The 25740-nt window shown below is 52.6% G+C and carries 24 protein-coding genes and 4 pseudogenes; 21 read left to right on the top strand and 7 right to left on the bottom strand.

Translation table 11 applies throughout. The annotated features are described in order from the left end of the window. Positions 1–61: 61 nt before the first annotated feature. From C5523_RS27680 to C5523_RS12245, 3 genes and pseudogenes are all read right to left on the bottom strand, one after another. A pseudogene (locus tag C5523_RS27680) lies at positions 62–733 on the bottom strand (TraX family protein). A 120-nt stretch (positions 734–853) separates the two neighbouring features. Further along, the gene (locus C5523_RS12240) at positions 854–2242 is read right to left on the bottom strand and encodes a hypothetical protein (protein WP_155525396.1); all 1389 of its coding nucleotides are present in this window, start codon (positions 2240–2242) and stop codon (positions 854–856) included. 522 nt (positions 2243–2764) lie between these two features. Further along, positions 2765–3079 (bottom strand): NIPSNAP family protein, encoded by a 315-nt coding sequence (locus tag C5523_RS12245; RefSeq protein WP_108702318.1) that lies wholly within the window; start codon positions 3077–3079, stop codon positions 2765–2767. Positions 3080–3306: 227 nt separating this feature from the next. Between C5523_RS12245 and C5523_RS12250 the strand changes: the two are divergent. The 4 genes and pseudogenes from C5523_RS12250 to C5523_RS12265 all read left to right on the top strand — a co-directional run. Further along, positions 3307–3465: pseudogene (locus C5523_RS12250) on the top strand (cytochrome b); the annotation flags it as partial. 85 nt (positions 3466–3550) lie between these two features. After that, positions 3551–4096, top strand: a complete 546-nt coding sequence (locus C5523_RS12255; RefSeq protein WP_108701203.1) for a tetratricopeptide repeat protein — start codon at positions 3551–3553, stop codon at positions 4094–4096. A gap of 22 nt (positions 4097–4118) precedes the next feature. After that, positions 4119–4634, top strand: coding sequence for a sigma-70 family RNA polymerase sigma factor (locus C5523_RS12260; protein ID WP_039078823.1), 516 nt, complete (start codon positions 4119–4121; stop codon positions 4632–4634). Continuing rightward, positions 4631–5428, top strand: a complete 798-nt coding sequence (locus tag C5523_RS12265; protein WP_108701204.1) for an anti-sigma factor — start codon at positions 4631–4633, stop codon at positions 5426–5428. Before C5523_RS12260 ends, C5523_RS12265 begins: the two co-directional genes overlap by 4 nt. 45 nt (positions 5429–5473) lie before the next feature. On the opposite strand, the gene C5523_RS12270 is transcribed toward C5523_RS12265, so the two are convergent. Then, complete coding sequence (locus C5523_RS12270; protein ID WP_108701205.1) at positions 5474–6052, bottom strand: YceI family protein; 579 nt, start codon at positions 6050–6052, stop codon at positions 5474–5476. A 259-nt stretch (positions 6053–6311) separates the two neighbouring features. Here C5523_RS12270 and C5523_RS12275 point away from each other — a divergent pair, with 259 nt between their 5' ends. The 11 genes and pseudogenes from C5523_RS12275 to C5523_RS12315 all read left to right on the top strand — a co-directional run bounded on the left by C5523_RS12275 (position 6312) and on the right by C5523_RS12315 (position 16013). Continuing rightward, on the top strand, positions 6312–6809 hold the full coding sequence (locus C5523_RS12275) for a DUF1003 domain-containing protein (RefSeq protein WP_039078826.1): 498 nt from the start codon (positions 6312–6314) through the stop codon (positions 6807–6809). 97 nt (positions 6810–6906) lie between these two features. Next, positions 6907–7029, top strand: a pseudogene (locus tag C5523_RS27400) (hypothetical protein); the annotation flags it as partial. A 7-nt stretch (positions 7030–7036) separates the two neighbouring features. After that, complete coding sequence (gene arsC / locus C5523_RS12280; protein ID WP_108701206.1) at positions 7037–7462, top strand: glutaredoxin-dependent arsenate reductase; 426 nt, start codon at positions 7037–7039, stop codon at positions 7460–7462. Between the two features lie 428 nt (positions 7463–7890). Continuing rightward, positions 7891–8031, top strand: a pseudogene (locus C5523_RS27685) (pentapeptide repeat-containing protein); the annotation flags it as partial. A 126-nt stretch (positions 8032–8157) separates the two neighbouring features. Further along, the gene (gene wcaA, locus C5523_RS12285; protein ID WP_052249245.1) at positions 8158–8982 is read left to right on the top strand and encodes a colanic acid biosynthesis glycosyltransferase WcaA; all 825 of its coding nucleotides are present in this window, start codon (positions 8158–8160) and stop codon (positions 8980–8982) included. A 464-nt stretch (positions 8983–9446) separates the two neighbouring features. Continuing rightward, a complete protein-coding gene (locus C5523_RS12290) occupies positions 9447–11516 on the top strand; it encodes a TonB-dependent receptor (protein ID WP_107224174.1) in 2070 nt (689 codons plus the stop codon). Positions 11517–11549: 33 nt separating this feature from the next. After that, entirely contained in the window at positions 11550–12461 is a 912-nt protein-coding gene (locus C5523_RS12295) for an iron-siderophore ABC transporter substrate-binding protein (protein WP_108702319.1), read from the top strand. Next, positions 12458–13444: an iron ABC transporter permease gene (locus tag C5523_RS12300; protein WP_108701207.1), complete on the top strand. Its 987-nt coding sequence runs from the start codon at positions 12458–12460 to the stop codon at positions 13442–13444. The genes C5523_RS12295 and C5523_RS12300 overlap by 4 nt, the downstream gene beginning before the upstream one ends. Beyond that, the gene (locus C5523_RS12305) at positions 13434–14465 is read left to right on the top strand and encodes an iron chelate uptake ABC transporter family permease subunit (RefSeq protein WP_079498181.1); all 1032 of its coding nucleotides are present in this window, start codon (positions 13434–13436) and stop codon (positions 14463–14465) included. Before C5523_RS12300 ends, C5523_RS12305 begins: the two co-directional genes overlap by 11 nt. A 14-nt stretch (positions 14466–14479) precedes the next feature. Next, positions 14480–15274 (top strand): ABC transporter ATP-binding protein, encoded by a 795-nt coding sequence (locus C5523_RS12310; RefSeq protein ID WP_369944891.1) that lies wholly within the window; start codon positions 14480–14482, stop codon positions 15272–15274. Then, on the top strand, positions 15261–16013 hold the full coding sequence (locus C5523_RS12315; RefSeq protein WP_039078830.1) for an IucA/IucC family C-terminal-domain containing protein: 753 nt from the start codon (positions 15261–15263) through the stop codon (positions 16011–16013). The genes C5523_RS12310 and C5523_RS12315 overlap by 14 nt, the downstream gene beginning before the upstream one ends. A gap of 70 nt (positions 16014–16083) precedes the next feature. Here C5523_RS12315 and C5523_RS12320 read toward each other — a convergent pair whose 3' ends face one another. Together C5523_RS12320 and C5523_RS12325 are read right to left on the bottom strand one after the other, a co-directional pair. Continuing rightward, a complete protein-coding gene (locus C5523_RS12320; protein WP_108701209.1) occupies positions 16084–17661 on the bottom strand; it encodes an EAL domain-containing protein in 1578 nt (525 codons plus the stop codon). A 307-nt stretch (positions 17662–17968) separates the two neighbouring features. Further along, positions 17969–18250 (bottom strand): flagellar transcriptional regulator FlhD, encoded by a 282-nt coding sequence (locus C5523_RS12325; protein WP_108701210.1) that lies wholly within the window; start codon positions 18248–18250, stop codon positions 17969–17971. Positions 18251–18859: 609 nt separating this feature from the next. Here C5523_RS12325 and C5523_RS12330 point away from each other — a divergent pair. The 6 genes from C5523_RS12330 (at position 18860) to C5523_RS12360 (ending at position 25195) form a co-directional block, all read left to right on the top strand. Next, complete coding sequence (locus tag C5523_RS12330) at positions 18860–19816, top strand: TauD/TfdA family dioxygenase (protein WP_071195517.1); 957 nt, start codon at positions 18860–18862, stop codon at positions 19814–19816. Continuing rightward, on the top strand, positions 19803–21131 hold the full coding sequence (locus C5523_RS12335) for an ABC transporter substrate-binding protein (protein ID WP_039078832.1): 1329 nt from the start codon (positions 19803–19805) through the stop codon (positions 21129–21131). The genes C5523_RS12330 and C5523_RS12335 overlap by 14 nt, the downstream gene beginning before the upstream one ends. Positions 21132–21349: 218 nt before the next feature. Further along, positions 21350–22252 carry a carbohydrate ABC transporter permease gene (locus C5523_RS12345; protein ID WP_039078833.1) on the top strand — a complete coding sequence of 301 codons (903 nt, stop codon included), beginning with the start codon at positions 21350–21352 and terminating at the stop codon, positions 22250–22252. Continuing rightward, positions 22230–23099: a carbohydrate ABC transporter permease gene (locus C5523_RS12350; RefSeq protein WP_052249243.1), complete on the top strand. Its 870-nt coding sequence runs from the start codon at positions 22230–22232 to the stop codon at positions 23097–23099. The genes C5523_RS12345 and C5523_RS12350 overlap by 23 nt, the downstream gene beginning before the upstream one ends. A 2-nt stretch (positions 23100–23101) precedes the next feature. Next, positions 23102–24163, top strand: a complete 1062-nt coding sequence (locus C5523_RS12355) for an ABC transporter ATP-binding protein (RefSeq protein WP_039078834.1) — start codon at positions 23102–23104, stop codon at positions 24161–24163. Between the two features lie 270 nt (positions 24164–24433). Beyond that, entirely contained in the window at positions 24434–25195 is a 762-nt protein-coding gene (locus C5523_RS12360; protein WP_039078835.1) for an SDR family NAD(P)-dependent oxidoreductase, read from the top strand. An 8-nt stretch (positions 25196–25203) separates the two neighbouring features. Here the strand turns inward: C5523_RS12360 and umuD are convergent, their stop codons facing one another. After that, positions 25204–25641: a translesion error-prone DNA polymerase V autoproteolytic subunit gene (gene umuD / locus C5523_RS12365; RefSeq protein WP_223878784.1), complete on the bottom strand. Its 438-nt coding sequence runs from the start codon at positions 25639–25641 to the stop codon at positions 25204–25206. Positions 25642–25740: the final 99 nt, after the last annotated feature.

Below are 25740 nucleotides of genomic sequence, written 5' to 3' on the forward strand. Positions count from 1 at the left end.
AGGAACATGATCAGTATGCAGGAAGATCTCTAAATGTGAATGGTCCGGTTTACCGGGATGCTTACAAAATCGCTTGTCCAGTTTTGCTGCTCATCAGAGATCCTCTGTTTGTTGTCGGTGGAAATATCGTGGTTGCACGTTCAGCCGGCGCCGGCTTATCAGCTGAAATACCGGATAACCGGATAAGGCTCAGCACCATGAGATGGCACGCATAAGCCAGGTAAAAGAAGTGACGATGCATAAACCGCTGCGTATGGCCGATCTGAATTTTTTTTACGACATTCACTGCGACGGCCGGAAGAAGCATCGTCGGAATAACTGCGAATACCAGGGCGGCTAAAGGGGCATCGGTGAGATGTGTTACCCCGTTGAGCATCGCCAGTGATATCACTGCCGTGAAACCCGCCGCATTGCGCTGAGTGCCCGCCGGTAACGCGAACCACATTGCAAGGGACAGAGACAGGGCCAGACCCGGAATGCCATAACTGGCAGGCGTCAGCGGCTAGACCATGATGGCCAGCAATACCAGGCCGCACAGTGTGCCATGTTTGCCTGCGCTGTGGCGGAGTGCCAGCAGCTGCGTGACGCCGGCAAAGACGAACAGTATGTTCAACGCGTACCAGGGAACGACTCCCAGAAATGTCAGGGTGAAAATCGGTTGTGTGGCCACCGCCCAAATCCACAGCCGGCGCGCCCTCAACTGAAGTCTCGCCGGGTCCCGGCAGACATTCATGGCCCATATCAGAGCAAACAGGGGAAAACCGTGCCGTGCGCCCTAGCCCTAAAAGAGCCTTAAAATCACGGCTGAACTAGAAGGATGCGACTCGCTTTTACTATCAGGCTCGTATTTCAGTCAATCTACAGGCCCTTGTGATATCCTGCCTTCTTCGCTTTCTTTGAGCCAAATTGCCACGTTCTTTATTACTTCCGGGTGTGAATGTGTGGAGTGAATCAGAGCACTGTCATCATCTGGAGGTGCAATCTTGGTCACCGGAAACTTGCCGGCAGGTGTTTCTGATGAGGAGATAAAGATCTCGGGGCAGAAGATTAGTCTCAGGTCCCCATAGGCAAGAGCTTTCGCTACGCCAAGCCAGAATGAACAGATAACTACCGGAAACGCTGCCGTCACCAGTAAAAACGGTAATTCATCTGCTTGATTTCGTCGCTTCCACCAATCCACCAAGGCAACGGTGAAGATGCCTACCACACAGGTGAACCTCCAATCTTCTGAATTTGGTACAAATAACCAGAGATAACCCAGTATTAATACAAAGCCGAGATAGCTAGCTTTTGTGGTGAAATGAAAATGTTTACTGATGGAGAGGGATGCTGTTTTTAACTGTGCCAGGACGGCAAAACAACCTTCATGGAGGGAACTGATAAATCTGAGCCCAGAGTCAGCTTCATCGCCGATAGCATGATAAATTTGCACATTGTTGAACTTAATTGATTCACGTTTCAGATCACGCTTTACCTCTTCCTTTAAGGTGCCTTTCAGCCTTGATGAAATTTTGAATTCAAGAAGCAATGAGAGCATCATGCTCAATAGAAAGACATAAAAATTATACAGGCCAAGTGAATAGAACAGACCAAATAACATCAATTGGAAGCTGAATGTGCCACTTATATCAGTCAAGTGAAAGAAGGAACCTGATGAACGGTCTCTTTCGCGGCGAAATATAAATGGCGTTGAAAGCAGGCTCACTCCACATATCTTATGGGCAATATCTTGTCTCAGGTGCGACATCTCGCGCACAATTGCACCACCATGGCTATGCGCAATTAGATAGTGATGTTTAGCCGGTGAGCCCGCTATCTTAGTGGCCAGTGCCTGGGCTGCGAGAGATCTGGCCGCAGCGGCATTTTTACCACCCCAGCTAAAATGCGAAATTCCCACTTTCAGTCCCGATGATGTGAACTCATCACGAAGTGCCGAGCCGTTCAATGTCCATGGTGCATCGTTTTCAAACGTGCCATGGATGAGGTGAACAACCGCATCCGGATTCTCTGTAATTACCTCATCAGGAACCATAATGTTGGCTTTTTTTCTTTTGATTCGACGCCATATCGGGGGGATTAGCTTCTTCAGAAGATAGAAGAACGGGACGCACAGAACAAGTATGGTAACCGGAATGGTCAGAAGCACGATGGCTAGAGACTTCGCTACATAAATGAAAGTGCCAAAAGAATGCGTTTTTAAATAGAACAGTGTTGTTGAGAGCTGAAGCATTAAAAAAAGCAAACACACCTCCTGAAAGGATAATTAATGCCATGGTTTGCATCGTATTTTGAACTGTCATATTGCTCCTTCGAATAAAATCAGTATTAAATAATTGCGTTTAGTTCACCTGACTTGCGCGGCAATGCATCCCGTCTTTATTGGTGGATGATCACAGACCCAAAGTGTTCCGTTTCCACATCCTCGCTCGTAATGTAAGCCTGTTGTACTGTTTCAAATGTCAGCCCGTCTTTAGGTGGGCACAAGCTTTTGACGTAATCGAGAATAACAGGTGTAAGTAACACAGGCTGTTGTTAGCCACTTCCGCTTCTGGCACAAAGCGGCCCTCCGATCTCCGTTTTGCACGTTAGAACGAACCGATATACGCGGCGCGATGAGATTCGCTTCTGCCCATTGCTCAGTCGTAGAACCCTTATCGCGTCTGTTAAGGTTTGAAGAAATCCGTTTCTGGCTACCTTTATCAGTCCCGTGATGTAGGACAATTATGGCTAATATGCTTTGATTTCATGCGGTTGAAATCGAACCTTACGCGATGGAGAAGTCGCCCGACATGACAACACGGTGGCTTTCCTGGATCATGCTTATGATTTCGCTTCGCGGCCCCTCGCGCCAGCGGGAATCAGCATAAAATTGGGCAAGATCGGCCTCCATTTTTGCTAAATTTTCAAACTCGCGGACGAGATAATAGTTATCGTTGTCATGGAGTGAGTTACCAAATCTCAGGACGTTGATGCCGCAAGATGTATGGAGGGGGACGCTCTGGCACTTCATTATCGAGTGAAATGCATCACCGGTTCCGGGTTTTAATGTGTACTGAAGAACTTCAATAACGTTTGGCATAATGTCCATATCCGCGATTTAACATTTTGGTATGACCCAGAGAGTACTACATATTACGCTCATGAAACCGCAGGTTTCTCTTCTTTGATATACCGCGCCATCGGCATTTCTGTTTTCCGGCCCTGAACTGCGCGTCGGGATAAAAACGAAAAAAACGCTTTTTTTATCGAATAGATTCAGAGGATGTGGCGTTTATCCATCATCAACACACTGATGGAATCACATTTATGACTGCAACAACGCCGCCGCCACTAAGACAGCGCTACGATAGCTTTACCCTGGCACTGCACTGGGTCACTGCAGCCAGTGTCATTTTCCTTATTGCAAGCGCACATATCTGGGAGCAACTGGAGCGGGGGACGCCCCTGAGAAAAGGCTTGCAGGCCGCGCTTTTTCATCACTATCTGTTACGGGACAGCATACTGCGTCGTATGCTGCCTGGCCGCGCTTTTTGTTAATCCGGAGCTCACTATGAACCTCTCTTCGTTATTATATTCCGCATTTATTCAACGTCTGGTGCCTGCGGTGTTTGTTCTGCTAAGTTCGCCGGTTTTTGCCGCAGGTGACGATAATACCAACAGCAAAACGCCCGATTGCCCCACAGGGCAGGTGTATGACAGCGCAAGAAAACAATGCGTACCCGAGAAAACAAGCCAGATCAGCGATGAAGATAAAACGCGTTATGCGTACCATCTGGCAAAAAAAGGGGAGTATCAGGCGGCCCTGGATCTGCTCAACACGCTGAAAAACGGCGATACTGCAGAGGCCTGGAATTACCGGGGGTATGCCACGCGTAAGCTGGGGCGTACTGATGAAGGTATCGGCTATTATCAGCGCTCCATCGCCCTCGATCCGACCTATGCCAAAGTACGTGAATACCTGGGTGAAGCATGGCTGGTGAAAGGGCGTCCTGATCTGGCAAAAGCGCAATTGAAAACCATTGCCACACTTTGCGGCCAGCGTTGCGAGGAGTACAGGGATCTCCAGGCCGCTATCGACGGTCATCCTGAATCCTGAGTAATGGTACGAGGATAAAAAAATCACTACCAGTGACGTCCGTCAGCATCTTGCTGAACATCTGACACGCCTGTGGCGTTATGGGCTGGTTCTGTCGCGTAACCGCGAGGTTGCCGAAGAACTGGTTCAGTCTACCTGTGTCCGCGCGCTTGAAAAAAGCGCGCAGTTTACCCCTGGCACACGCATCGACAGTTGGTTATTCACTATCCTGCATTCCATCTGGATTTCAGAGGTGCGTGCCCGCCGGGTGCGCCTGGGGCAGGGGTTTGTCGAAAGCGATGAATTACTGGCACCGGAGACGAATGAACAGGATGAGGCTCGCCTGCACTATGGGAAAATTATGCAGTACGTGAGCGCCTTGCCGGAAGCACAGCGCAATGCGGTATTTCTGGTATATGTCGAAGGTTTTACCTATCAGGAAGCGGCGGATACCTTGTCTGTCCCGATTGGCACTATCATGAGCCGGCTGGCTACGGCAAGAGCGAAAATCGTCCAGCTTATTCACACGCCGCACCCTGTACAGGAGAAGCGATATTGAAATCAATAAGATTTACAGCACCGTACAGCGATGAGGCGATAGTGGCCTGGCTGGATGGCGAAATGCAGGCAAGTGATGCAGAGCGCTTTGAGGTCGCGCTTGGTCAGGATGAACAACTGGCTGCACGAACCGAAATGTTAAGGCTTAACCAGACAGACATTGCCAGTGCCTTCGCGCCACTTCTGAATGAGGCTCCGCGCTCTCGCCTGGAGGCGCAACTGGCCAATGTGCTCGCCCAACCTCCAGAAACCACTGTCAGAGCAACGGGCGTCAGCCGACGTGCGCTGATCGCCGCCTCACTCAGTTTTCTGGTAATCGGCTCAGGGCTGGGCTATCTGGCACGCCCGGCAACGCGGGCGCAGGGGGAGAGCGAAAAAATTCGTGACCTCGAAGCACAGTATATGTCTTTGTACAGTGCGGAAACGTTGCTGGATGCGGACAGTTCTCCATCAGCCTTGCAGCGTGGATTAACGCGTACTGCGCAAGACATAGGTTTGCAGGCGAATGAGCAGCAACTTGTGTTGAGCGGGGCAGAGCTGAAAATGGTGCGAATGCTGCGCTATGACAGCACCTCGATTGCACAAATCGCCTGGATGCATGCCGATTACGGCCCGATGGCGCTGTGTATTTCACCGGATAGTAAGCCCGCCAGCCCGGAATTGAATCACGAGCAGCGCCATAAGATGAATCTCGTCTGGTGGCACTCCGGAAGATACCAGTTTGTGTTGATTGGCCGTAACCCTGCATCCCAGTTGAAGCAAAACGCACTGACGTTGCAGGCTGCGCTTTCATAGCAAAAGAGAGACGCCGGCATGCCAGTAAAGAGCTGCCGGGTATGCTTATACCGCCTGATGTGGGCGGGCCTGAATCTCAATATTGATTGTCACGTTGTCATCTACCAGCGTGGCGAAACTGTCCATATTGAATGCTGAGCGGGAAATCGTCGTTGAGGCGTGCAGGAAAAGGTTATCCGCCCCGGTGAGTCCGTTGTTCTTGCCTGGCATTGAGGCATCCAGAATGACCGGGTGCGAGATGTTCTTCACCGCCAGTGTGCCAAAAATTCGAAAATGACCCTGTCCCAGAGCCACCACGCGGCTGCTTATAAATGTGATGTTCGGATAACGTCCGGCGTCAAAGAAAAGGCTGCTTTTCATCTGCCAGGTTAACAGCCTGTTAGACGCCCTTAGCGTCGCCACCGGAATAGAAACATTGATATTATCGCCTTCTTCGTTTCCGCCATTGAGTGCAATATTCCCGCTCACATCTCCCAGGCTGGCCTCAGAAGTATCCCCAAAGGCATGCCAGGAGAGGGGGATCGTCGTTTTCTGCGTGTTGATACTGTAGTTAGCCGGGCTGGCACATACTGAAAAGGAACTGATGAATAATCCGAGGGCGAAAAAAGGCACGATACGCGTCATGTTGATGATCCTTGATGTGTTTAACGTGTAAACGCGCGAGCCGTGTTTTTTATTCGATTTTTGCTTCACATTGAGTGTGAGCAGCGTTAACGCGATCTGCTCCTCCTACAGGGCGGTGATAATGGGCAGAAAGGCCTTATATCGTCGCTTTAGCTAACGTATAACATACCTGGCGTATATTTTCGTATGCCAGGGCATCAGAGCCCACAGCAAACATTTTCGGCGATCCTGGCAACGTCTCCCACAGGAAGTTTTTGATATGCATACAGATAAAAAATTTCGGTTATATCGTCCCCTCAAGGGTATTACGCATACGTTTGGCGACGAGTGGTTTGCATTGAAAGCAGAGGCCTTCGCACGTTTCTTCGGCACGCCGACATTTCTGATTGGGCAGACATTCGCGGTGATCGTGTGGATTGTTCTGAACGTGGCAGGCGTCGTGAAGTTTGATCCCTATCCCTTTATTTTGCTTAACCTGGCGTTCAGTATTCAGGCTGCTTATGCCGCCCCGTTGATCCTGCTGGCTCAAACCCGCCAGGCGGAGCGCGATCAGGCGCATGCGCTGGCAGATGCTCAACACCGCGAAGATCTGGACGAGGCAATGACGAAGCGCCAGATACTTGCCGAGGAGCAGTCGGCGCAACTGCTGGAATTGCTCAAACAAAATACCCAATTGACCGAGTTGACCCGGGAAATGGCCGAGCGTATCGAAGCACTCGCCTTGCAGCTTGCACAGCGTGAGCTTCACAAACCGTAGCCGTAAGTAGCCCCGATAAGCGTAGCGCATCGGGGAGCCCCGGATGGCGGCGCGGGTGCCTTATCCGGGCAACGCCCCTGCGCAGCGTGCGATTCATTCGCAGAAAACTGTGACCATCACATGGGGCTATTATTTCCGCACCAGAAGCATCATGACTCTGCCTGTGCTATTTGTAACGCTGGCCGCGCTGGCGCTACGTTTCTCTTTCACTTTGCAATGAGACTGATATGAGCAACATCACCATTTATCACAATCCGGCCTGCGGCACGTCGCGCAACACGCTGGAGATGATCCGCAATAGCGGTACTGAACCGACCGTTATCCATTATCTTGAGACTCCACCGTCACGCGATGAACTTGTCAAACTCATTGCGGATATGGGGATCAGGGTACGGGAACTGCTGCGTAAAAATGTTGAGCCGTATGAAGAACTGGGGCTTGCGGAAGATAAATTCACTGACGAGCAGTTACTCGACTTTATGTTGCAGCATCCGATCCTGATTAATCGCCCCATTGTGGTGACGCCGCTGGGGACGAAACTGTGTCGTCCTTCAGAAGTGGTGCTGGATATTCTCCCGGGTGTGCAGAAAGGACCGTTTGCTAAAGAAGATGGCGAGAAGGTGATTGATGGGGCAGGTAAACGCCTGAAATAAATCTCAAAGGGGCAGAGGTCCCCTTATGATGACTTCGCCATTCCTTCCTGCCGTTCTTTCCGGGACGGCTCATCGCGTCAGTGTACTGGCACTATTACCACGCAAACTGTTTCTGGCATATTAATACTCTGCAATGAAATTACATTATATTAAGCTGGCTTAATTTATTGATAAAAAACAATAAAATCAATATCCACACCATGTGTTAATAAGGAAATTCTTAAAAGGAATTATAAATTGTAAAATTTATACATTGCTTAAAAAGGGCTTGATATGCTGTTGCTCTCTGGGAGAGAACAAGACAGGAAAAAATCATGCTTTTAAATGAAAAAGCTGCCCCTTATGAAAAAGAATATAGGGTTAAGCGGCATGGCAATAAGAGCATTAAAAATATATTTCTTAAAAGTGATCGCCGTTTTAAGAATTATATGGGTCTAAATTTTAGAAACGCTGATTTTGCTGGTGAAGATCTGTCATTTAGTGATCTGAGAAATGCCGATTTTTCATATGCATGTTTACGCGGAGCAAATCTTAGCTATTGCTCTTTGAAAGGGGCAATCTTTGATTATGCCAATTGTTATGGTGTGAACTTTACGGAAAGCGATCCTGAAAATGCGAGCTTTTACAAAACGGTTTCCGAGTCAGACGCGTTATCTGATTCCGTAGTAAAACCCAATCTGCTGGTTTCCATCTATATGCCCACGTGGAACAGAGAGGAATTAGCAAAGCGCGCTGTTGAATCGATCCTGAAACAGGAATACGAGAACTGGGAGCTGATCATTGTTGATGATTTCTCTCCCAATTACCTTAACCTTCAAGGGTTTATTGAGGGTCTGGCGGACCCTCGTATAAAATATATCAGAAATGATTATAACTCCGGCGCTTGTGCTGTGAGAAATCAGGCGATTACGCTTGCGAATGGTTATTTTATCACTGGCATTGACGATGATGACGAGTGGTTGCCAAACCGTCTCACATCCTTTCTTAAGGAACAACACAAACTGAATCAGCATGCATTTTTATATGCCGATGATTATATTTGTGATGCGTCAGGTTATCTCTCGCTGGAGAGTTTAAGGCTTTATCCAAAACCCGATTATAACCAGCAATTATTTAACAAAAAGAATATCGTCGGTAATCAGGTTTTCACCTTAACATCGCGTTTGCAAACTGTCCTTTTTGATACGCAGCTTGCCGCGGCGCAGGATTATGATGCATTTTACCGACTGGCAGAGCAATATGGCGGGCCGTTTAAACTGAATCTTGCCACGCAAATTCTTTATGTAAACCACGGTGAAGTAAGAATAACCGCTTCCAGGAAGAAATTTTCGGGCTATTTCTCTTTTTATAAAAAACATAGCGATAAGTTCGACAAGACAAGTAAGAAGTACCAACTTTTCACACTTTACTATATTCGCAAAAAACCGATGTCTTTTCGGGTTTTTAGAAGTTTACTGTGCTTACGCAACGTTAAGCGTTACATGATGCTGCAAACTGTGTTTAAGGATAAGAAATTCTAAAACGTTACGGGCAACCCGTTGCGTATGATCAGTCAGCATCTTCATCTCAAGCTTACTGGGGCTTAACAATCACGATCACCGCTTTCTGGATGAGCGCCTCAGCAGGGACGCTATTCTCAATATCTCATTCACGCCGGATGTCGCGACCCGCTATTGCGGGTCACGCTGTTGTCCGCCATTGAGCGTCGCCGGATCCTCAACCTGTAGAAAAACCTTTTAGCGCAGCGCAGGGAATGCACGGTGCTAGCCGCCAGTGAGGCGTCATATGCGCCTGCGTAATGCGTTTACCGTGCATTGCGCAAAAATTCGCATCTCTGCTTTACATTTCATTCATGATATTGATAATCATTATCAAAATATTTCTTATTGTTGTTATTTGTTTCTTTTACGGAATGATCCCCAAAAAAGATGGGGAATAATGATTGAGGGTTGTTTGCATGCGATTTTCCCCTTTATACGGCGCGATGGCTTTGGTCTTTACGTCGCCGCTTTATGCGCAGGATGCGACAAGTAGTGATGATGAATTGATTGTCAGCGCGACACGTACGGAGGGGTCACGTAATGACTCCCCCCAGGTCATTAAGGTAATAAGCGAAAAAGAAATTGCCCAGCAACGGCAAATCACCTCGGACACCTCGCAGATCCTCAGCAATTTACTGCCGTCATTTTCGCCTCCGCGGCAGAAAATGTCCGGCAGTGGCGAAACGCTTCGCGGGCGTATGCCGCTGGTGATGATTGACGGTATTCCACAGTCAAACCCGCTGCGCCCGACCGGGCGAGAAATGCACACCATTGACTCGTCGATGATTGAGCGCATTGAGGTGATCAAAGGGGCGAACGCCAGCAACGGCGTCGGCGCTACGGGCGGGGTGATAAATATCATCACGAAACGCGCGCAGCCGGGCACCGTAAACCAACATTTCAGCGTGGAAACCACCACCCCGACGGCGGAATTTGACCGTGATACCCAGGCATATAAAACCAACTACAGCATCAATGGCAGCGAAGAGTATATCGACTATCTTTTCTCGCTGAGCTATGAAGACCAGGGCCTGTTTAAGGATGCGAATAATCACGCCATCGGCGTTGATAATACGCAGGGCGACCTGATGGATTCCCGCGCATGGGACATGCTGGCCAAGGTGGGGTACTGGCTGGATAACGATCAGCGCATACAGTTGAGCCTCAACCGTTACCGCCTGAAAAACAAAGATAACTACGTCAGTGTGAGGGGCGATCGCGACGCTGGCGTGCTCACCACCTCGGTGAAGGGTAACCCGGAAGGCAGCGCCCCCCACAACGACGTCTGGACCGTGGGCACAACCTACGATAACCATAACCTTGCGGGCATGAAGCTGACGGCGCTCGCATATTATCAGCGCTATGAAGCGTTGTTTGGCGCAACCAACTCCTCTTCTTTCCAGGATCCTGCCATTGCGCCCATTGGCACCCTCTACGATCAGAGCCGGGCCTATACCGAAAAATACGGCAGTAAAATTGCGCTGACCAGGGACGATATCTGGGATGATCGCATCAAAGCGACGCTGGGTTTCGATACCCTGTTTGATAACTCGAAACAGGATTTGTGGTCTACCGGGCGCACCTATGTGCCGGAAATTAATTACACCGACCTGTCTCCTTTCCTACAAATGGAGTTTTCGCCTGTTGAATCGGTGAAATTAAGCGGTGGTGTGCGTTATGAGTACGCGCGTCTGAACATCGACAGCTATCAGACGGTGTGGGCGAATGACCGTGTGAAAGTGGAGGGCGGAACACCGTCCTTTGATAAGACGCTCTATAACGCGGGTGTGGTGTGGACCCCCATTGAGCCGCTCAGCCTGTTTGCCAGCTACAGCGAAGGCTTTACCGTGCCGGATGTCGGGCGCGTACTGCGCGGCATCGATACGCCGGGGGTAAAACTCAATGACTACAGCGGCCTGCAACCCATCGTCACGAAAAACAGTGAGGTCGGGTTCCGGGTGCAGAAAGCCCCGTTTGACCTCGAAGCCAGTTATTACAAATCTACCTCGAAGCTGGGGAGTCGCGTGGAACTGGTCAATGATGCGTTTGTTGCCCGTCGCGAAAAAACAGAAATTGATGGCGTCGAAATTAGCGCGGGCTACAGCCCTAATGCGGACCACAAGCTGACGTTAGCCTGGTCGCACATGCGCGGTCGTTATGACAGCGATGACAACGGCAGCCTGGATGCGAAACTCGATGGCCTGAATATTTCCCCGGATCGTATCATCGCCAGTTGGTCGGCCAACTGGAATGCCGAATTGAGCACGTTCCTGCAGGCTAACTGGGCGTTAAGTAAAGCGTTCGACGACGCGGAAAAAGACTTTTCGGGCTATGCGCTGGTGGATGCTGCCGTGGGTTACAAACTGCCTTACGGTAAGCTGAATCTCGGTATCTCTAACCTGCTGAATAAGCAGTACGTTACCTACTATTCACAGAGCGCTTCTGTTGACCCGGACCGCTATTTCGCCGGACGCGGGCGCACAGCCACGCTCGGCTACAGTATTGATTTTTGACTCAGACCGCCCCTTTCCGGGGCGGTATCCATGATGATGAAAAACACATTCTCATTTTCTCTGACGCGCCGCCGCGCGCTCCAGTCGCTGTTGCTGGGTGTTGTCTCACCGACGCTGTTTGCCCGTCAACCGGCCGCGCTGCGCGCCGTGTCACTTTTCCAGGGAGCGACCGACAGCATGGCTGCGTTGGGTGCCACACCCGCTGGCATTGTTGAGTCCTGGACGGAGAAACCGGTTTATCGTTATTTGCGCCCGCAGCTCTCCGGCGTACCACAGCTCGGGCTTGAGACGCAGCCTGCGCTGGAAAAAATCGTATTGCTCAACCCGGACATTATTTTTGCCTCCCGCTTCCGTCACCAGGATATCGCGCCGCTGTTGCAAAAAATTGCCCCTGTTGCGCTGCTTGATGATGTCTTTGAGTTCAAAAAAACACTGAGGGTCGTGGCAGAAAAGCTGGCGATGAAAAGCGCCGCGGCACAACTGCTTGAGCGCTGGGATGCGCGCGTTGCCACGCTGCGCAATCTTATCCGGACGCGATTTGATACGGCGAACGGCCCGCAGGTTTCGGTGATTGAGGTGCGCCCTGATCATATTCGTAGCTACGTTGCGCAAAGCTTTCCGGGCTCGGTGATGTCCGAACTGGGTTTTGCCTGGAGTGAACAGGCGATGCAGGCGCAAAGCGCTTCGTTACGTTTCTCCGGCATGGAGAATATTCCTTTGCTGGATGCCGATATCTTTTTCATTTTACTACGCGCTAACAGTCCGGCGATCGCCCGGCAGTATCAAATACTCACGGCACATCCGCTCTGGCAGCAACTGCGGGCGGTGAAAGCGGGACAATTATGGGTCGTGGACAGCGTGCCCTGGAGTTTGTCCGGCGGCATTCTGGGGGCGAATCAAATCCTCAACGATGTGGAATACGCACTACTCAGGGGGCGAGCATGAGAGGGCGATTTCTGCTCTGTGGCCTGCTGCTGGTGGTGATGGCAGTGGTCAGTATGATGACAGGCACCCGCTTTTATACCTTTGCGCAGTTAACAAATGCGCTGTTACATGCGGACCCGACCAGCGCGGTGGATACCATTATTCGCACCTCACGTTTGCCGCGTACCCTGCTGGCGATGGGGGTAGGGGCCTTTCTGGCGGTGGCGGGCGGCTTGATGCAGGCATTGACCCGCAATCCGTTAGCCGCACCGGGACTGTTTGGCGTGAATGCCGGTGCGGCGTTGATGATTGTGCTGGTGGGCAGTTTTTTCGCCATTAGCTCCCCCTGGGTCACATTGTGTCTGGCGTTTACCGGCGCGTGTGCCACCGGCACGCTGGTCTGGTTCACCAGCCGTATTAGCAAAGGCCAGCTCAACCCACTGCGGCTGGTGCTGGCAGGTGTTGCCATTACCGCGCTGTGTAACGCCTTTACTCAGGCGATACTCGTTATTGACCAGGAGACGCTCGATACCATGCTGTTCTGGCTGGCGGGCAGTCTTGCTGGAAATGATCTTGTGCATCTGTACCCGGTACTGCTCCCTGGCGTGCTGTTGGTGGTCGCTGCCTGCCTGTTCGCCGGGCAAATGAACGTGCTGAACGCTGGCGAAGAGATCGCCCGTGGGCTCGGGCTCAACATCGCACTGGTACGATTGCTGGCCAGCGTCCTGGTGATTGGACTGGCGGGCTGCGCGGTAGCGCTGGCGGGCAATATCGGCTTTGTCGGGCTTATTGTGCCGCATATCGCCCGCCAGTTGTTTGGCAGCGATCTGCGCCAGTCGCTCCCGGCCAGCGCCGTGCTCGGTGCTTTGCTGCTGCTGGGCGCAGACATTGCCGCCCGGGTTGTGATTTTGCCGCAGGAGATTCCGGTTGGGGTGATGACGGCACTCATGGGCGCGCCGTTCTTTATTTTGCTGGCGCAGCGCAGGGGGAACCATGCCGAATAGCCAACTTTTCCGTGTGGGGCCCTTTTCACGCCAGTTCTCGCCGCGTTTGCTGCCAGTATTACTGGCTTGTTTACTCATCACCATGCTCGTCACCCTTGTGGCGCTGAGTATCGGCGATGTAGCGATTTCGCTGCCGCAAACCTTTTGGCTCCTGTTCCAGCCTGACGCCCGTCCGCAGAGTTTTATTCTGCATGAGTTACGTTTACCGCGCGTGGCGCTGGCGCTACTGGCCGGAGGCGGGTTAGGAATGGCCGGGCTCATCATGCAAACGCTGGTACGTAACCCGCTGGCCTCGCCGGATACCCTGGGCGTAACGACCGGAGCAAGCGCCGGTGCGCTGATATGGCTCTCCTTTTTCAGCCTGCAATACGGCAGCGCAGGGATGCCATGGGCGGCGATGGCAGGCGCGGCCTGCGCTGTTGGGCTGATTTTCCTGCTCTCCTGGCGTAAAGGGCTCACGCCGCTGCGCCTGATCCTGACCGGTGTCGGTGTCTCGGCGCTGGCAGGGGCGGTCGTCACGTTAGTTCTGGTCTTTAGCCCGCTTACCACCACCTTTTCCGCCTGGGTGTGGCTAAGCGGTAGCGTCTATGCCGCGACTTGGGAGAAGGTGCTAAGGCTGCTGACGATTTATCTCTGGGCACTTCCGGTGGTGGTTTTTTTGCTGCGCTACCTGAAAACGTTGCAATTGCATGATGAGCTGGCGACCGGACTCGGCGTGCGAGTACATCCCCTGCGGGTGCTGTTGTTGCTCGGCTGCGTAGTGCTCTCCGGCGGGGCGATTGCGCTGGTGGGGGCAATGGCTTTTGTCGGTCTGATAGCGCCGCACATTGCCAGGCGGGTGGTGCGTCAGGGCTTTTTTGGTCAGGCCTTTGTTACCGTTTGCTGTGGGGGCTGCATGGTGACCACCGCCGATCTGCTGGCCCGAACCCTGTTTCGGCCCGCTGATATTCCGGCCGGGGTTTTTGTGGCACTGGCCGGTGCGCCGTTCTTTTTATGGCTGCTTATCCGGCAGCGAACGTAACCGATGAGGAAAACGTGTCTCTCACAACGCAAAAGCTGAGCATCAGCTACCACCAGCAACAGGTGATCGATTCGCTGGATTTAGCCCTGCCAGCGGCAAAAGTGTCGGTGCTGATTGGCAGCAACGGCTGCGGTAAAAGCACGCTGCTTAAAGCCATGGCGCGACTGCTGACGCCACAGTCAGGGACGGTCATTCTTGATGGCGCGGACATTCACACCAGCAATACGGCGCAGATTGCCCGCCAACTGGCCATCTTGCCGCAAACCCCCGTCGCACCGGAGGGTATCACCGTGCGTCAACTGGTCAGCCTCGGGCGTTTTCCTTACCAGAACTGGCTGCGACAGTGGTCAGCGGAAGATGAACAGCAGGTGGAGGAGGCGTTACGCCTGACGGGAACCACCGCTCTGCAACATCGCCCGGTGGATGCGTTATCCGGCGGGCAGCGTCAACGGGTGTGGATTGCCATGACGCTGGCACAGGCGACAAACACTGTGTTACTGGACGAGCCCACAACCTACCTTGACCTTGCGCATCAGATTGAGATTCTGGAACTGTTGCGCGGCCTCAATCAGCAGCAGGGCAAAACCATTGTGATGGTACTGCACGATCTGAACCTGGCCTGTCGTTATGCCGATCACCTGGTGGCCGTACATCAAGGCCGGGTGTATGCGCAAGGGGCGCCAAAGCAGATCATGACGGAAGCTCTGGTGAACAAGGTGTTTAATTTGCGCTGTCGGATTATTGACGATCCTTTCTTCCATACGCCGTTGTGCATTCCTTTTCCGGGAGACTCGCATGCTGACGAGTGAGGAACATACGTACCTGCAAACCGTGTTTCGCCTGCGCTCACTCGCACAGGCAGACTGGCGAAGCGTGCCGGGCGAGGCCCTGCGGGATGCGCAAACCTGTCGGGAGGTACTTGCGCGCGTGATGCCGCTTATCGGTGCGCCGGACCTGGCGATTGCCGCGTCGCTTTTCGCCAAAAGAGTGGCATTTCTCGCATCCGGAAGTGTGCTTTACGCGATGAGTGTGTTTGATAAAGGCCTGCCGTTATCACTCACTGCGTGTCGACTGGAATATGCGCACGATAACGGTTTGTGGACATCGTCGTTGCCAGCCGATATTACGGCGACGGGGTACGCCCCGGGTGCGCGTGATGCGTGGCGTGAAACCATTGTCAGTACCTTATTCAGAACGTTTTTCGCGCCGCTGTGGCAAAGCCTGTCACAGGTGAGCGGTTTGCCGGAGCACATTCTCTGGGAAAATACCGCTGTGCGGGTCTACTCCTTATATCAGGGACGGATGGAGGGGCTTAGCGCCGATCAGGAGAAGCGCCAACAGGCGGATTTTGCCTGGCTGCTGGAAGAGGCTGACCCGTCACTGTTTGGCCTGCCATGGAACCCGCTAAGACGTTTTCGTCGGCCCCTGCAAAAAGACGTGGCGGGAAACAGGGTGCGCTTTCGCCGCACCTGCTGTTTTTATTACAAAACGGTGCAACCTGTGGAGTATTGCCACAATTGCCCGCTGTGCAAGGCAACGTCGTTCTAGATTGCGTGCGCAGCGGTTATGGGCGGGAGCTTAGTGGTATCATACAGCGCGGGCCTGCCAGGGCGAAAACTCAGGCAGGCAATGAGCCGCAGGGACCGGCAAGGACGCTACGGAGTTCGCTTAAAGGAACCGCTTTTGCAAAGTACCACCCCTGCGCGCAGCCTCCCGGTACGTTATCTTTCAGAAACTGATACTGTATGTCTGTCTCCACCCCTTCAAAGACCACTATTTTAGGTATGTTTTTAAACATCTCTATCAGACCAGGAAGAATATCTTTATTGGTGGATTCTGTTCCTATTGAATCCGTTATCGACTTATCAATCTTAATTTCGCCCACGTCAAGTAAGGAAAGCCAGTTCAGGTTTGAATAACCGGTTCCGAAATCGTCGAGGGCAAACATAATACCGGTCCCCTTAAAAAGGTCCATCGAGCGTTTAATATCTTCTGTACCGGAACTTTGCCTTTCTGTAATTTCAAGAATAATCGATTCGCCTGCAACCTTTTCATCTTTTAACGTGCTGAGTAATTTTTCACGAAACACCTCCGAGCAGATGTCCGCGCAACTGACATTGATGCTAAGAGTGATATCGCTGTTCAGCAGTATCGGCGCGCACTCTCTAATGGAATGCTCAACCACATACAGGCTAATCTTATTTATTAAGCCATTTTTTTCCGCAAGAGGAATAAATATATCCGGGCCGATACGTCCGATTTGAGGGTCCGTCCAGCGTAACAGTACCTCGACGCCGGTTATTTGGCGGTCTTTAAGCCTGTAGATGGGTTGATAGACGAAATGCAACTCGCGGTTTTCGATTGCGTGTTTCAGTCGGGAAAGTAAAGACTCTTTATGTGACACGTTATTAACGTACAGCGCGCCAATCAACAGGCCGATGATAAGCGATGCGCTAAACAGAGAAATTAGGATATACAAATTGTTTTTGAAAAATAAAGGGAGTGATGTCCCGGCAATAACGCAAATGTCATTCGTACTATTACAGGCATGCTCCGTAAAATACAACCAGGAATGTGCTTTGTTATGTTCTATAGACTCCAGTAAGTGTGTGTTTTTTCCAATCATAAAAAAATGATTTTCATGTTTGAAATCACCTATGATGGCATCAAAATCCATCTTATTGGCTTCCTCCCAAAAACGCTGGAAGGCAAAAGGTGACACCGTTATGGCGAAATTACTGGTATAAAAGACGTCTGCCGTAATGTTTTCTTCAATCTGCGCATCAAAGACCCACGTATAGCTCCCCCGGTTGACCTTATTTCTGAACATGTTCAACGAAAGGGGCGCGTTCAGTTTTCCCCAGAGGGCCGAACAGACAATTTTCTCATCCTCAACATAGGCGATATCTTTAATAAGCGGGTAAGGCCAGAGCCGTTTACGCAGCGCCTGCTGGTATTGAGCACTGCATGGTTCATAGACCGCAAACTCTTGTCGCAGCCCATCAATCAGTTTAACTTGCGAAATAAGGCTATTGCTGCGTGCCAGAATGGATTCAGCATAATCTTCTAGTTTTTCATGGGCATAGATATAGTACACCCCCAGGCCTGCGCCATACAGGGCACCGAAGGTTAACACTATGGATAATGCGTAAATGCCGATCCTGTGGTGGAGAGTTCTCAGTATTTGCAGTGGCATTGTTGACAACATTCCCCTGTCTTTATGGTTATCCAACGTGCACGCTCGGTACAGTATTAACCCTATCCCAGTCATGCTCTCAGACCTGAGAGGTAAACCGCACTTATCGTGATTATCGGCCATATTGCCCGGGACTTTATCTGTTATCGCTGTGCATTCCTGCGACCGTCGTCAACACCAGTGGAATGGCGCCATGAATTGCAAAAAAGTACCCTTTCAAAGGTGAATGTTAAAAAGAGTGATTCCCGTAAAGATTCTCAAAGCAATACAATATTCGACACCCGTAAATATTTAAAAGAGAAATATCTTAACGCCGACGCTGAGATTGACTGTGAATGGCCTGAGCACCGGTCGGTTCAGCAAGAGGGGTGATCAGGTTTGGTTTAACTTTAATGATGCACTGATTTGTCTGCGCCAGCGCGAGTATTTGCGTGGCGGTTAATTGCTTAACCGTCTGAATTAATTCAATGTCCATGTTTAAAAAGCTTTCGGCTTGTTTGGCATCTTCAGTTGCTACGCGTTGTGCCAGTAAAAGATATGACAAATTAAGATTGTGAATTTCTTTAAGGACAGAAACTTGTGTGGTCATTTATACGCCGGATTAAGAAACGGAAGAGAGAGGTGTTCATCAGGAAAACCCGCTGCTGTTATGATACATGCAAAATACAACTTTCGTGTGAAAATTTACATTATTTTCACAATGCGGTTATATCTGGCCCGAAAATATTTCCAGAATGTCATCCTGAGAATGGGGTAATAATGAAAGTCATTCGCGTTGGCGTTACGGAAATTATGTTTCTATAACAGAGAAAGTATCGCGACTGGCAATGTGCCATTAGCCGTTTTTAACGGTATCTACACGGTCCTGACCGTTGCCCGCCTCCCTAAGGCACGAGCCGCGCATCAGAAACTTACCATTTTCACCTGACATATATATTTCCACCTTATAGCGTCTCCATTTCCCTATTTCGCATATACGAAAACGAAGAGGTATGAACCCTTAATCTGACCAGGATCAAAAACCATTTCCCAGGATTAATATAAAAAGACAGTGTATTTCACCAGCAATGCCTCTAATTGCATTTTTCAGCTTAGCTTATGCGTAAGCGGTTAATATATTTATTACCAAAAAATCTTTTTAGTCACACTTCGTTTATTACTAGAGTTGGTTTCCGGACAATTTTGAAGGAAAACAACCATGACCTCAACCCAGCGCATTGCCCGTCACGATACTGATCTACTGGAAATTTACCCCGTTGCCGGAAATATTGGCGCGGAGATACGCAATATTTCGCTTTCGGCTGATCTTGATGATAACCATATTCAGCAAATTGAAAATGCACTCGTAAAATATAAGGTTTTATTCTTCCGTAAACAGCATCATTTGACCGATGAAGCCCATCAGGCCTTCGGTGCGCGTCTGGGTAAGATCGTGGCGCATCCTACGGTGCCGTCGCCTGCGGGCACCAAATTGTTCGAGCTGGATGCCTCCAAAGGTGGTGGTCGGGCCGACTCCTGGCACACCGATGTCACCTTTGTGGATGCTTTCCCGAAAATATCCATTCTGCGCGGTGTCACCATCCCGGAATATGGTGGTGATACCGTCTGGGCGAATACCGCATTAGCCTATGAATTATTGCCGGAATCGTTAAAACAATTTGTCGGTACACTGCGCGCTATTCACAGTAATAATTACGACTACGGCGCAGAACGTATTGTCACCGAAGAACATCGCCTTAATCACCATAAAAATGTTTTTGTCTCTTCCGTATGGGAAGCGGAACATCCGGTAGTACATGTTCATCCGGTAACCGGCGAGCGCGCCTTATTACTTGGTCACTTTGTGAAAAAACTGGTCGGCTTTAACAGCCGTGAATCGGCGCAGCTTTTTGAATTACTGCAAAACCGTATTACCCGCCTGGAAAATACCGTGCGCTGGCAGTGGCAGCAGGACGATGTGGTTATCTGGGATAACCGCAGCACTCAGCATTACGCCGTCAATGATTATGGCAACCAGCCACGTCTGGTCCGTCGCGTCACCATTGAAGGCGAACCGGCCGTCGCCATTGACGGCAGCCGTAGCCGCACCGTAACCCGTCCGCAGGATGCCGTAAACGATACCCCAGACAGGGAAGTGAACTATGCAGCGTCGTGATTTACTCAAGGCCATGGCGGCGTTCGGGGTCTACAGCATGATCCCGGCTATCGCGCGGGGGGCAAATGTGGCCCGCAAATATGATGGCGTAACGCTCAATGTCTCCACCTTCAGTACCGCCTGGCCGCAACTGATTCGCCAGTGGCTGCCGGAATTTGAAGCCCTGACCGGGGCAAAAGTGCAGCTCGATACGCCTGCTTTCCCGGTTTACAACCAGCGTGCCGACCTGGAACTGTCGACACGCGGATCGGCCTATGACGTGGTCAACGTCACCTTTATCTACACCAGCCGCTGGATCAACGCGGGTTGGCTGACCCCGCTGGATGAGTTTGTCGCTAATCCCAATCTCACGCCGGCTGACTGGGGGTTACAGGATTTTCTGCCTGCTACCCTGGCGGCGGAAACCGGACGCGATGGCAAATTGTACGGCATCCCTTATGTGGTAGAAGCCATGCTGACCGGGGCCTCACGCTATGACCTGATTCAACAGGCCGGGCTGGCATTCCCGAAAACCACCGATGATCTGGTGAAGGTTCTACAGGCGGTGAACAAGAAAGAGCGCGTCGCCGGGTATGTCACCGACAACCACTATGGCTGGACCTTTATTCCCTATCTGCAGGCCTTTGGCGGCAACGTGTTCCGCGCGCCGCCGGATGACCTGTTCCCGACGCTGGATACCCCGGAAGCGGTGCAGGCGGCTGACTATTTTGCCCGCCTTATTCGCGAGTTTGGCCCGAACGGCGGCATCACCTATACCGCCGACCAGTCCTTGCAGGCGCTAAAACAGGGAAGGGTGAACCTCTCTGACGCCAGCCAGACCTACCTTGCACAACTGGGCAATGCGGAAAGCTCGCGCACTCTGAACACGGCTCATTTTGGCCCAATGGTCAACGGGCCAAAAGGGTGGTTCCCCGGCATGGCGACCCATGCGCTGGGTATCCCGGCAGGTTCGAAAAATAAAGAGGCGGCGTGGGCGTTTATCCAGTGGGCGCTTTCGAAACAGAACACGGCACGCACGCTGGCCGCCGGATACGGTTCACCGACCCGGCGCAGCGATATCGACTCGCCGGTGTTCCGTTCTAAGCAGGTGATCAACGGCGTCGATCTGGCGCAGCTTTCCATTGATGCCATCGACCAGGCGGGCAAGGGCGGTTACATGAAATACCGCACCGTGGAGTTTTATCCGCAGGTTGACCAGCAATTGAACAAAGCCATTGCGCTGATTGCCTCCGGCCAGCTTTCGGCAAAAGAGGCGATGGCCCAGGCGCAGGCCGGGACGATTGCGGATTTAAAACGCGCCGGGGCGAAGATTTAGAGCCTGAATACAGGCTATTTTATTTGCCATTTTGGCCCTGGGGGGCAGTGCTCACACAAAACGCATAGCGTTTTGAACGCCCGTTAGGGCGGCCCGGAGGGTGTGCGAAGCTAATAATCCTCACGTACTTCAAGTACGCTCCGGTTGTTCCGCGCTGTCCGAGTCCAAACTGCCTGCAACAATTACGCCTGTAGTTCAGGCTCTATGGAATTGAAACGATGGCACAACTCAAAAGCTGGCGTCAGCGCCAGCATTACGCCTGGCTGCTGGGGTTATCGCCGTCGCTTGTGGTGCTGACGCTGTTAACCCTGGTCCCGGCGGCGGCGCTGCTGGTCACCAGCCTCACGCCGTTCAGCCTGACTAACCCGGAAGCGACATTCACCTTTAGTAACCCACTGGTGAACTATCAGCAGTTGCTGCATGACGACCGCTTTCTCAACTCGCTGGTGACGCAGCTTAAGCTATCGGTGGTGAGTGTCTTCTTCCAGGTGCTGATCGGACTGCTGCTGGCGCTGCTGCTGAATGGCTCATCGCGGCTGCTCAACGGGGTGCGTACTTTGTTGCTCATCCCTATGGTACTGCCGCCGATTATCGTGGCGCTGATCTGGAAAATTATCTACACCCCGGACATCAGCCCGCTGCACCAGATTCTGGAGCGCATCAACCTGCCGCTGAACTCGCTTATCGCCAACCCGGACACCGCGCTGTGGGCGATAGTGGTGGCCGACGTCTGGCAGTGGTTTCCGTTCACCATGTTGATGGTGCTGGCGGCCCTGCAAATGGTGCCCAGTGAACCGCGCGAAGCGGCAAGCCTCGACGGTGCCTCGTCGTTCAACATCTTCCGCTACATCGTATTGCCGCACCTCAAACCGGTACTGGCGGTGTGCATTCTGTTTCGTCTGATCGACAGCTTCAAAGCCTTTCCGCTGATTTACATCCTCACGGACGGCGGACCGGGCTCGGTGACAGAAGTCACTAACTACTACGGTTTTATTCAGGCTTTTAACTTTTCCTGGTGGGGATACGGCAGCGCCATCGCGGTGGTGATCCTGGTCGGGGTGTTTATTTTAAGCTGGCTGATTGGCCGTGCGGGGTGGAATGATGACAGTACAGCACACTGATGAACGCCGTCCGCTCGCGTTCACCGTTACGCGGCGCAAGAAGTGGCGTTTCAAAGGCAAGCGCACGCTGGCGGCGTTACTGCTGCTGGTGTTGTTTCTCGCACCTTTCCTGTGGATGGTCATCATGTCGTTGCGCCCGTCGATGGATGCGTTCGACCTGACGCTGTTTTTCACGCCCACGCTGGAGGCGTATCGCCAGTTGATTGCCGGGAATTTCCTGCAGCCGTTTGGCAACAGCCTGATGGTCAGCGTGATTTCCACGGTATTTTCGCTCCTGCTCGGCGTACCTGCCGCCTGGGTGCTGACGCGCTGGCGTTTTCGCGCCCGTCGTTATGTGGCGCTGTGGATCCTGGTGACGCGCATGGCGCCCCCCATCGCCTTTACCATTCCGTTCTTTCTCGCCTTTCGCTGGCTTGGTCTGCAGGACACCATTATCGGACTGGCGATTGTCTATCTCACCTTTAACCTGGCGGTCGTTATCTGGCTGATGCAGACCTTCTTTGCCGCCATTCCGGTCACGCTGGAAGAGGCGGCGTGGATGGATGGCTGCTCCCTGTGGGGCAGTTTCTGGCGGGTGTCGCTGCCGCTGGTCAAACCGGGCCTCGCGGCGACTGCCATTCTCTGTTTCATCTTCTCGTGGAACGACTTTTTCTACGCCCTGATTTTAACCCGTACTAACGCTATTACCGCCCCGGTCGCCATTGTGAATTTCCTGCAATACGAGGGGTGGGAGTGGAGCAAGATCGCCGCCAGCGGCACGCTGGTGATGTTGCCGGTGGTTGCCTTCACCCTGCTGGTGCGGCGCTATCTGGTACAGGGCTTAACCGCTGGTGGACTTAAGGATTAATAATGGCAACCCTGACACTCAACAACATCGCAAAACGTTTTAACGGGCAGACCATTATCCCTGGTCTGGATTTGACCATTCACCACGGCGAATTTATTGCCCTGGTGGGGCCGTCCGGCTGTGGAAAGTCAACGCTGCTGCGTATGATTGCCGGGCTGGAGGGTATCGACGGCGGCGAGCTGATTCTGGACGGCGAGGTGATTAACGATCTCTCGCCACAGGAGCGTAACATGGCGATGGTCTTTCAGAACTACGCGCTCTATCCGCACATGACGGTGGCGGATAACCTCGGTTTCTCGCTCAAAATGCAGGGCGTGGCGAAGGCGAAAATTGACAGCCAGGTGCGCCAGGCCGCCGACACGTTAGGGCTGACGCCGCTGCTGGCGCGTAAACCGTCGCAGCTTTCCGGCGGGCAGCGCCAGCGCGTGGCAATGGGCCGCGCGATCCTGCGCCATCCGCGCCTGTTCCTGTTTGATGAGCCGCTCTCTAACCTCGACGCCAAACTGCGCGTGGAGCTGCGCACTGAAATCAAGGCGCTGCATCAGCGGCTTAACACCACCATGATTTACGTCACCCACGATCAGATTGAGGCCATGACCATGGCCGACCGTATCGTGGTGCTGCGCGACGGGCATATTGAGCAGGTGGGCACGCCGCTGGAGTTGTACGACCGCCCGGCCAACGCCTTTGTGGCGAGCTTTATCGGTTCGCCGTCGATGAACCTGTTCACCGGACACGTGGAGCGGCCTGGTATCGTGATGACCGATGACGGCATTGCCCTGCCGGTAGCCCAGACGCCGGGGCTGAATATCGGGCAGCGAGTGCTCTACGGGGTGCGACCACAGCACTTTGTGCTGACGCCGGGGGCGTCGATCGATGCCCATGTCAACGTGGTGGAACCCACCGGTTCGGAGACGCAGATTCTGCTCAATATCGGCCAGCAAAAAGTGACCACGCTGTTTCATCAACGCGTGGCGGCACTGCCGGGTGAAACGCTGAAAATCCTGCCGGATGCCCGTCATGCTCATCTGTTTGATGCCGCAAGCGGCGTGCGACTCAATTAACGCTGAGGGAGGTAATGAACAGGAAAGCGATTGTCTTTGGCGTCGATGGATTAATGATGCCGCCTGTCAAAAAGTCACTGCCGCAACCGCGCCTGTAGATGTGTCACGTGACGTTGTCACTTAATGTCAAAACTCATGGGCATGTCACCTTAACCCAGGGGGAGGTGCGCGACAGGCGGGCGCAACCATTGCTTATCGGCCTGGCGTCAAACGCGCTACCCTCGGCGGTTCTATAATGCAGGCGTTACTGGCGCCAGATGGGACAGAAAGATGACCGAACATCGTTATACCCGTTACGGGAGTTTGCAAAACAAAGTGGTGGTGATCACCGGCGGGGCCAGCGGGATTGGCGCGGATCTGGTGACGGCGTTTCGCCAGCAGGAGAGCCGGGTACATTTTCTGGATATCGATATGACGGCGGGGAGTGCGCTGGCACAGGCTCGAGGCGCCTGTTTTCATCCGGTCGATGTGCGAAATATTGCCGCGTTGCGCGAGGCAATCAACAACATTGCCGCCCAGGAAGGCCGCATTGATGTGCTGATCAATAACGCCGCCCGTGACGACCGGACCGATACCTTCACGGTGGAACCGGAGGCCTGGCGCGAGAGCCTGGCGGTGAATCTTGATCACCAATTCTTTGCCAGCCAGGCCGTTGCCGCGCTGATGCAAAAAGGCGAGGGCGGCAACATCATTCTGACCAGCTCCACCAGCTTTATGAAGGGCAGACCGGGCATGTCCGGTTACACCACGTCAAAGGCGGCGATTGTTGGGCTAAGCCAGACGCTGGCGCGCGAACTGGGGCCATCGGGCATTCGCGTTAACTGCATCGTACCGGGGGCGATTTCCACCCCGCGTCAGCAGGCGCTGTGGCGCACGCCGGAATCCGAAAAGGAGATCCAGGCCATGCAGTCGCTGGATATCACCCTTGAAGGCCGGGACGTTGCCGCCATGGCGCTGTTTGTCGCCTCCGATGACGCCCGTGGCTGTACCGGAGGGCTCTTTTTTATCGACGCCGGTATCCGCCTGGTGTGACCGCATCTTCACCCCCGCACGCTGGCTGCGCGCACGTGCAGGGTGCGCCGGGGCGTCGTGATGATAGTGGTGACGACGCCCACAATATGCGCGCCTTCCTCCTCATCAACGTATACCGTGCGATAGTTTTCGTTCTCTGCCACCAGGCGCGGCGGTGAGAGGCGTAAACGCCGGACGGTAAAACCGCTCAGCAGGCGGGCGACGACGATATCGCCATCCGCCGGTTGCAGGCTGCTGTCCACCAACAGTAAGGATCCGGGCAGGATCGCCGCGCCGCACATGGCATCGCTGGCGGTGCGCAGCACATAGGTTGCGGACGGGTGGCTAATCAAGTGTGCCACCAGGTCGATCGCGCCTTCGATGTAATCGGCCGCCGGGCTGGGAAAAGCGCTGGTTGTCATTGCATGTCGCTCCCACGTAATGGCAGGCATAAGGCTGCCTGACAAACCTGTAGACGTCCTGATAAAGGTGAGGCTTTCGCCGCTGATACATCCATGATGACTGTTTTTATATATTACTGTTTATATATACAGTATCGCCAAAAA

It is taken from the genome of Phytobacter sp. SCO41 (assembly GCF_003073275.1).
Classification (GTDB): domain Bacteria; phylum Pseudomonadota; class Gammaproteobacteria; order Enterobacterales; family Enterobacteriaceae; genus Phytobacter; species Phytobacter diazotrophicus.

Excerpts from the sequence above, each read along its gene's own strand:
- C5523_RS12305 (WP_079498181.1), top strand. The coding sequence starts at position 13,434 with ATGCCGAATAGCCAACTTTTCCGTGTGGGGCCCTTTTCACGCCAGTTC.
- C5523_RS12325 (WP_108701210.1), bottom strand. The coding sequence starts at position 18,250 with ATGACCACACAAGTTTCTGTCCTTAAAGAAATTCACAATCTTAATTTG.
- C5523_RS12335 (WP_039078832.1), top strand. The coding sequence starts at position 19,803 with ATGCAGCGTCGTGATTTACTCAAGGCCATGGCGGCGTTCGGGGTCTAC.
- C5523_RS12290 (WP_107224174.1), top strand. The coding sequence starts at position 9,447 with ATGGCTTTGGTCTTTACGTCGCCGCTTTATGCGCAGGATGCGACAAGT.
- C5523_RS12245 (WP_108702318.1), bottom strand. The coding sequence starts at position 3,079 with ATGCCAAACGTTATTGAAGTTCTTCAGTACACATTAAAACCCGGAACC.
- arsC (WP_108701206.1), top strand. The coding sequence starts at position 7,037 with ATGAGCAACATCACCATTTATCACAATCCGGCCTGCGGCACGTCGCGC.
- C5523_RS12350 (WP_052249243.1), top strand. The coding sequence starts at position 22,230 with ATGATGACAGTACAGCACACTGATGAACGCCGTCCGCTCGCGTTCACC.
- C5523_RS12295 (WP_108702319.1), top strand. The coding sequence starts at position 11,550 with ATGATGAAAAACACATTCTCATTTTCTCTGACGCGCCGCCGCGCGCTC.
- C5523_RS12320 (WP_108701209.1), bottom strand. The coding sequence starts at position 17,661 with ATGCCACTGCAAATACTGAGAACTCTCCACCACAGGATCGGCATTTAC.
- C5523_RS12345 (WP_039078833.1), top strand. The coding sequence starts at position 21,350 with ATGGCACAACTCAAAAGCTGGCGTCAGCGCCAGCATTACGCCTGGCTG.
- C5523_RS12255 (WP_108701203.1), top strand. The coding sequence starts at position 3,551 with ATGAACCTCTCTTCGTTATTATATTCCGCATTTATTCAACGTCTGGTG.
- C5523_RS12315 (WP_039078830.1), top strand. The coding sequence starts at position 15,261 with ATGCTGACGAGTGAGGAACATACGTACCTGCAAACCGTGTTTCGCCTG.
- C5523_RS12270 (WP_108701205.1), bottom strand. The coding sequence starts at position 6,052 with ATGACGCGTATCGTGCCTTTTTTCGCCCTCGGATTATTCATCAGTTCC.
- C5523_RS12355 (WP_039078834.1), top strand. The coding sequence starts at position 23,102 with ATGGCAACCCTGACACTCAACAACATCGCAAAACGTTTTAACGGGCAG.
- C5523_RS12360 (WP_039078835.1), top strand. The coding sequence starts at position 24,434 with ATGACCGAACATCGTTATACCCGTTACGGGAGTTTGCAAAACAAAGTG.
- C5523_RS12275 (WP_039078826.1), top strand. The coding sequence starts at position 6,312 with ATGCATACAGATAAAAAATTTCGGTTATATCGTCCCCTCAAGGGTATT.
- C5523_RS12300 (WP_108701207.1), top strand. The coding sequence starts at position 12,458 with ATGAGAGGGCGATTTCTGCTCTGTGGCCTGCTGCTGGTGGTGATGGCA.
- C5523_RS12330 (WP_071195517.1), top strand. The coding sequence starts at position 18,860 with ATGACCTCAACCCAGCGCATTGCCCGTCACGATACTGATCTACTGGAA.
- wcaA (WP_052249245.1), top strand. The coding sequence starts at position 8,158 with ATGCCCACGTGGAACAGAGAGGAATTAGCAAAGCGCGCTGTTGAATCG.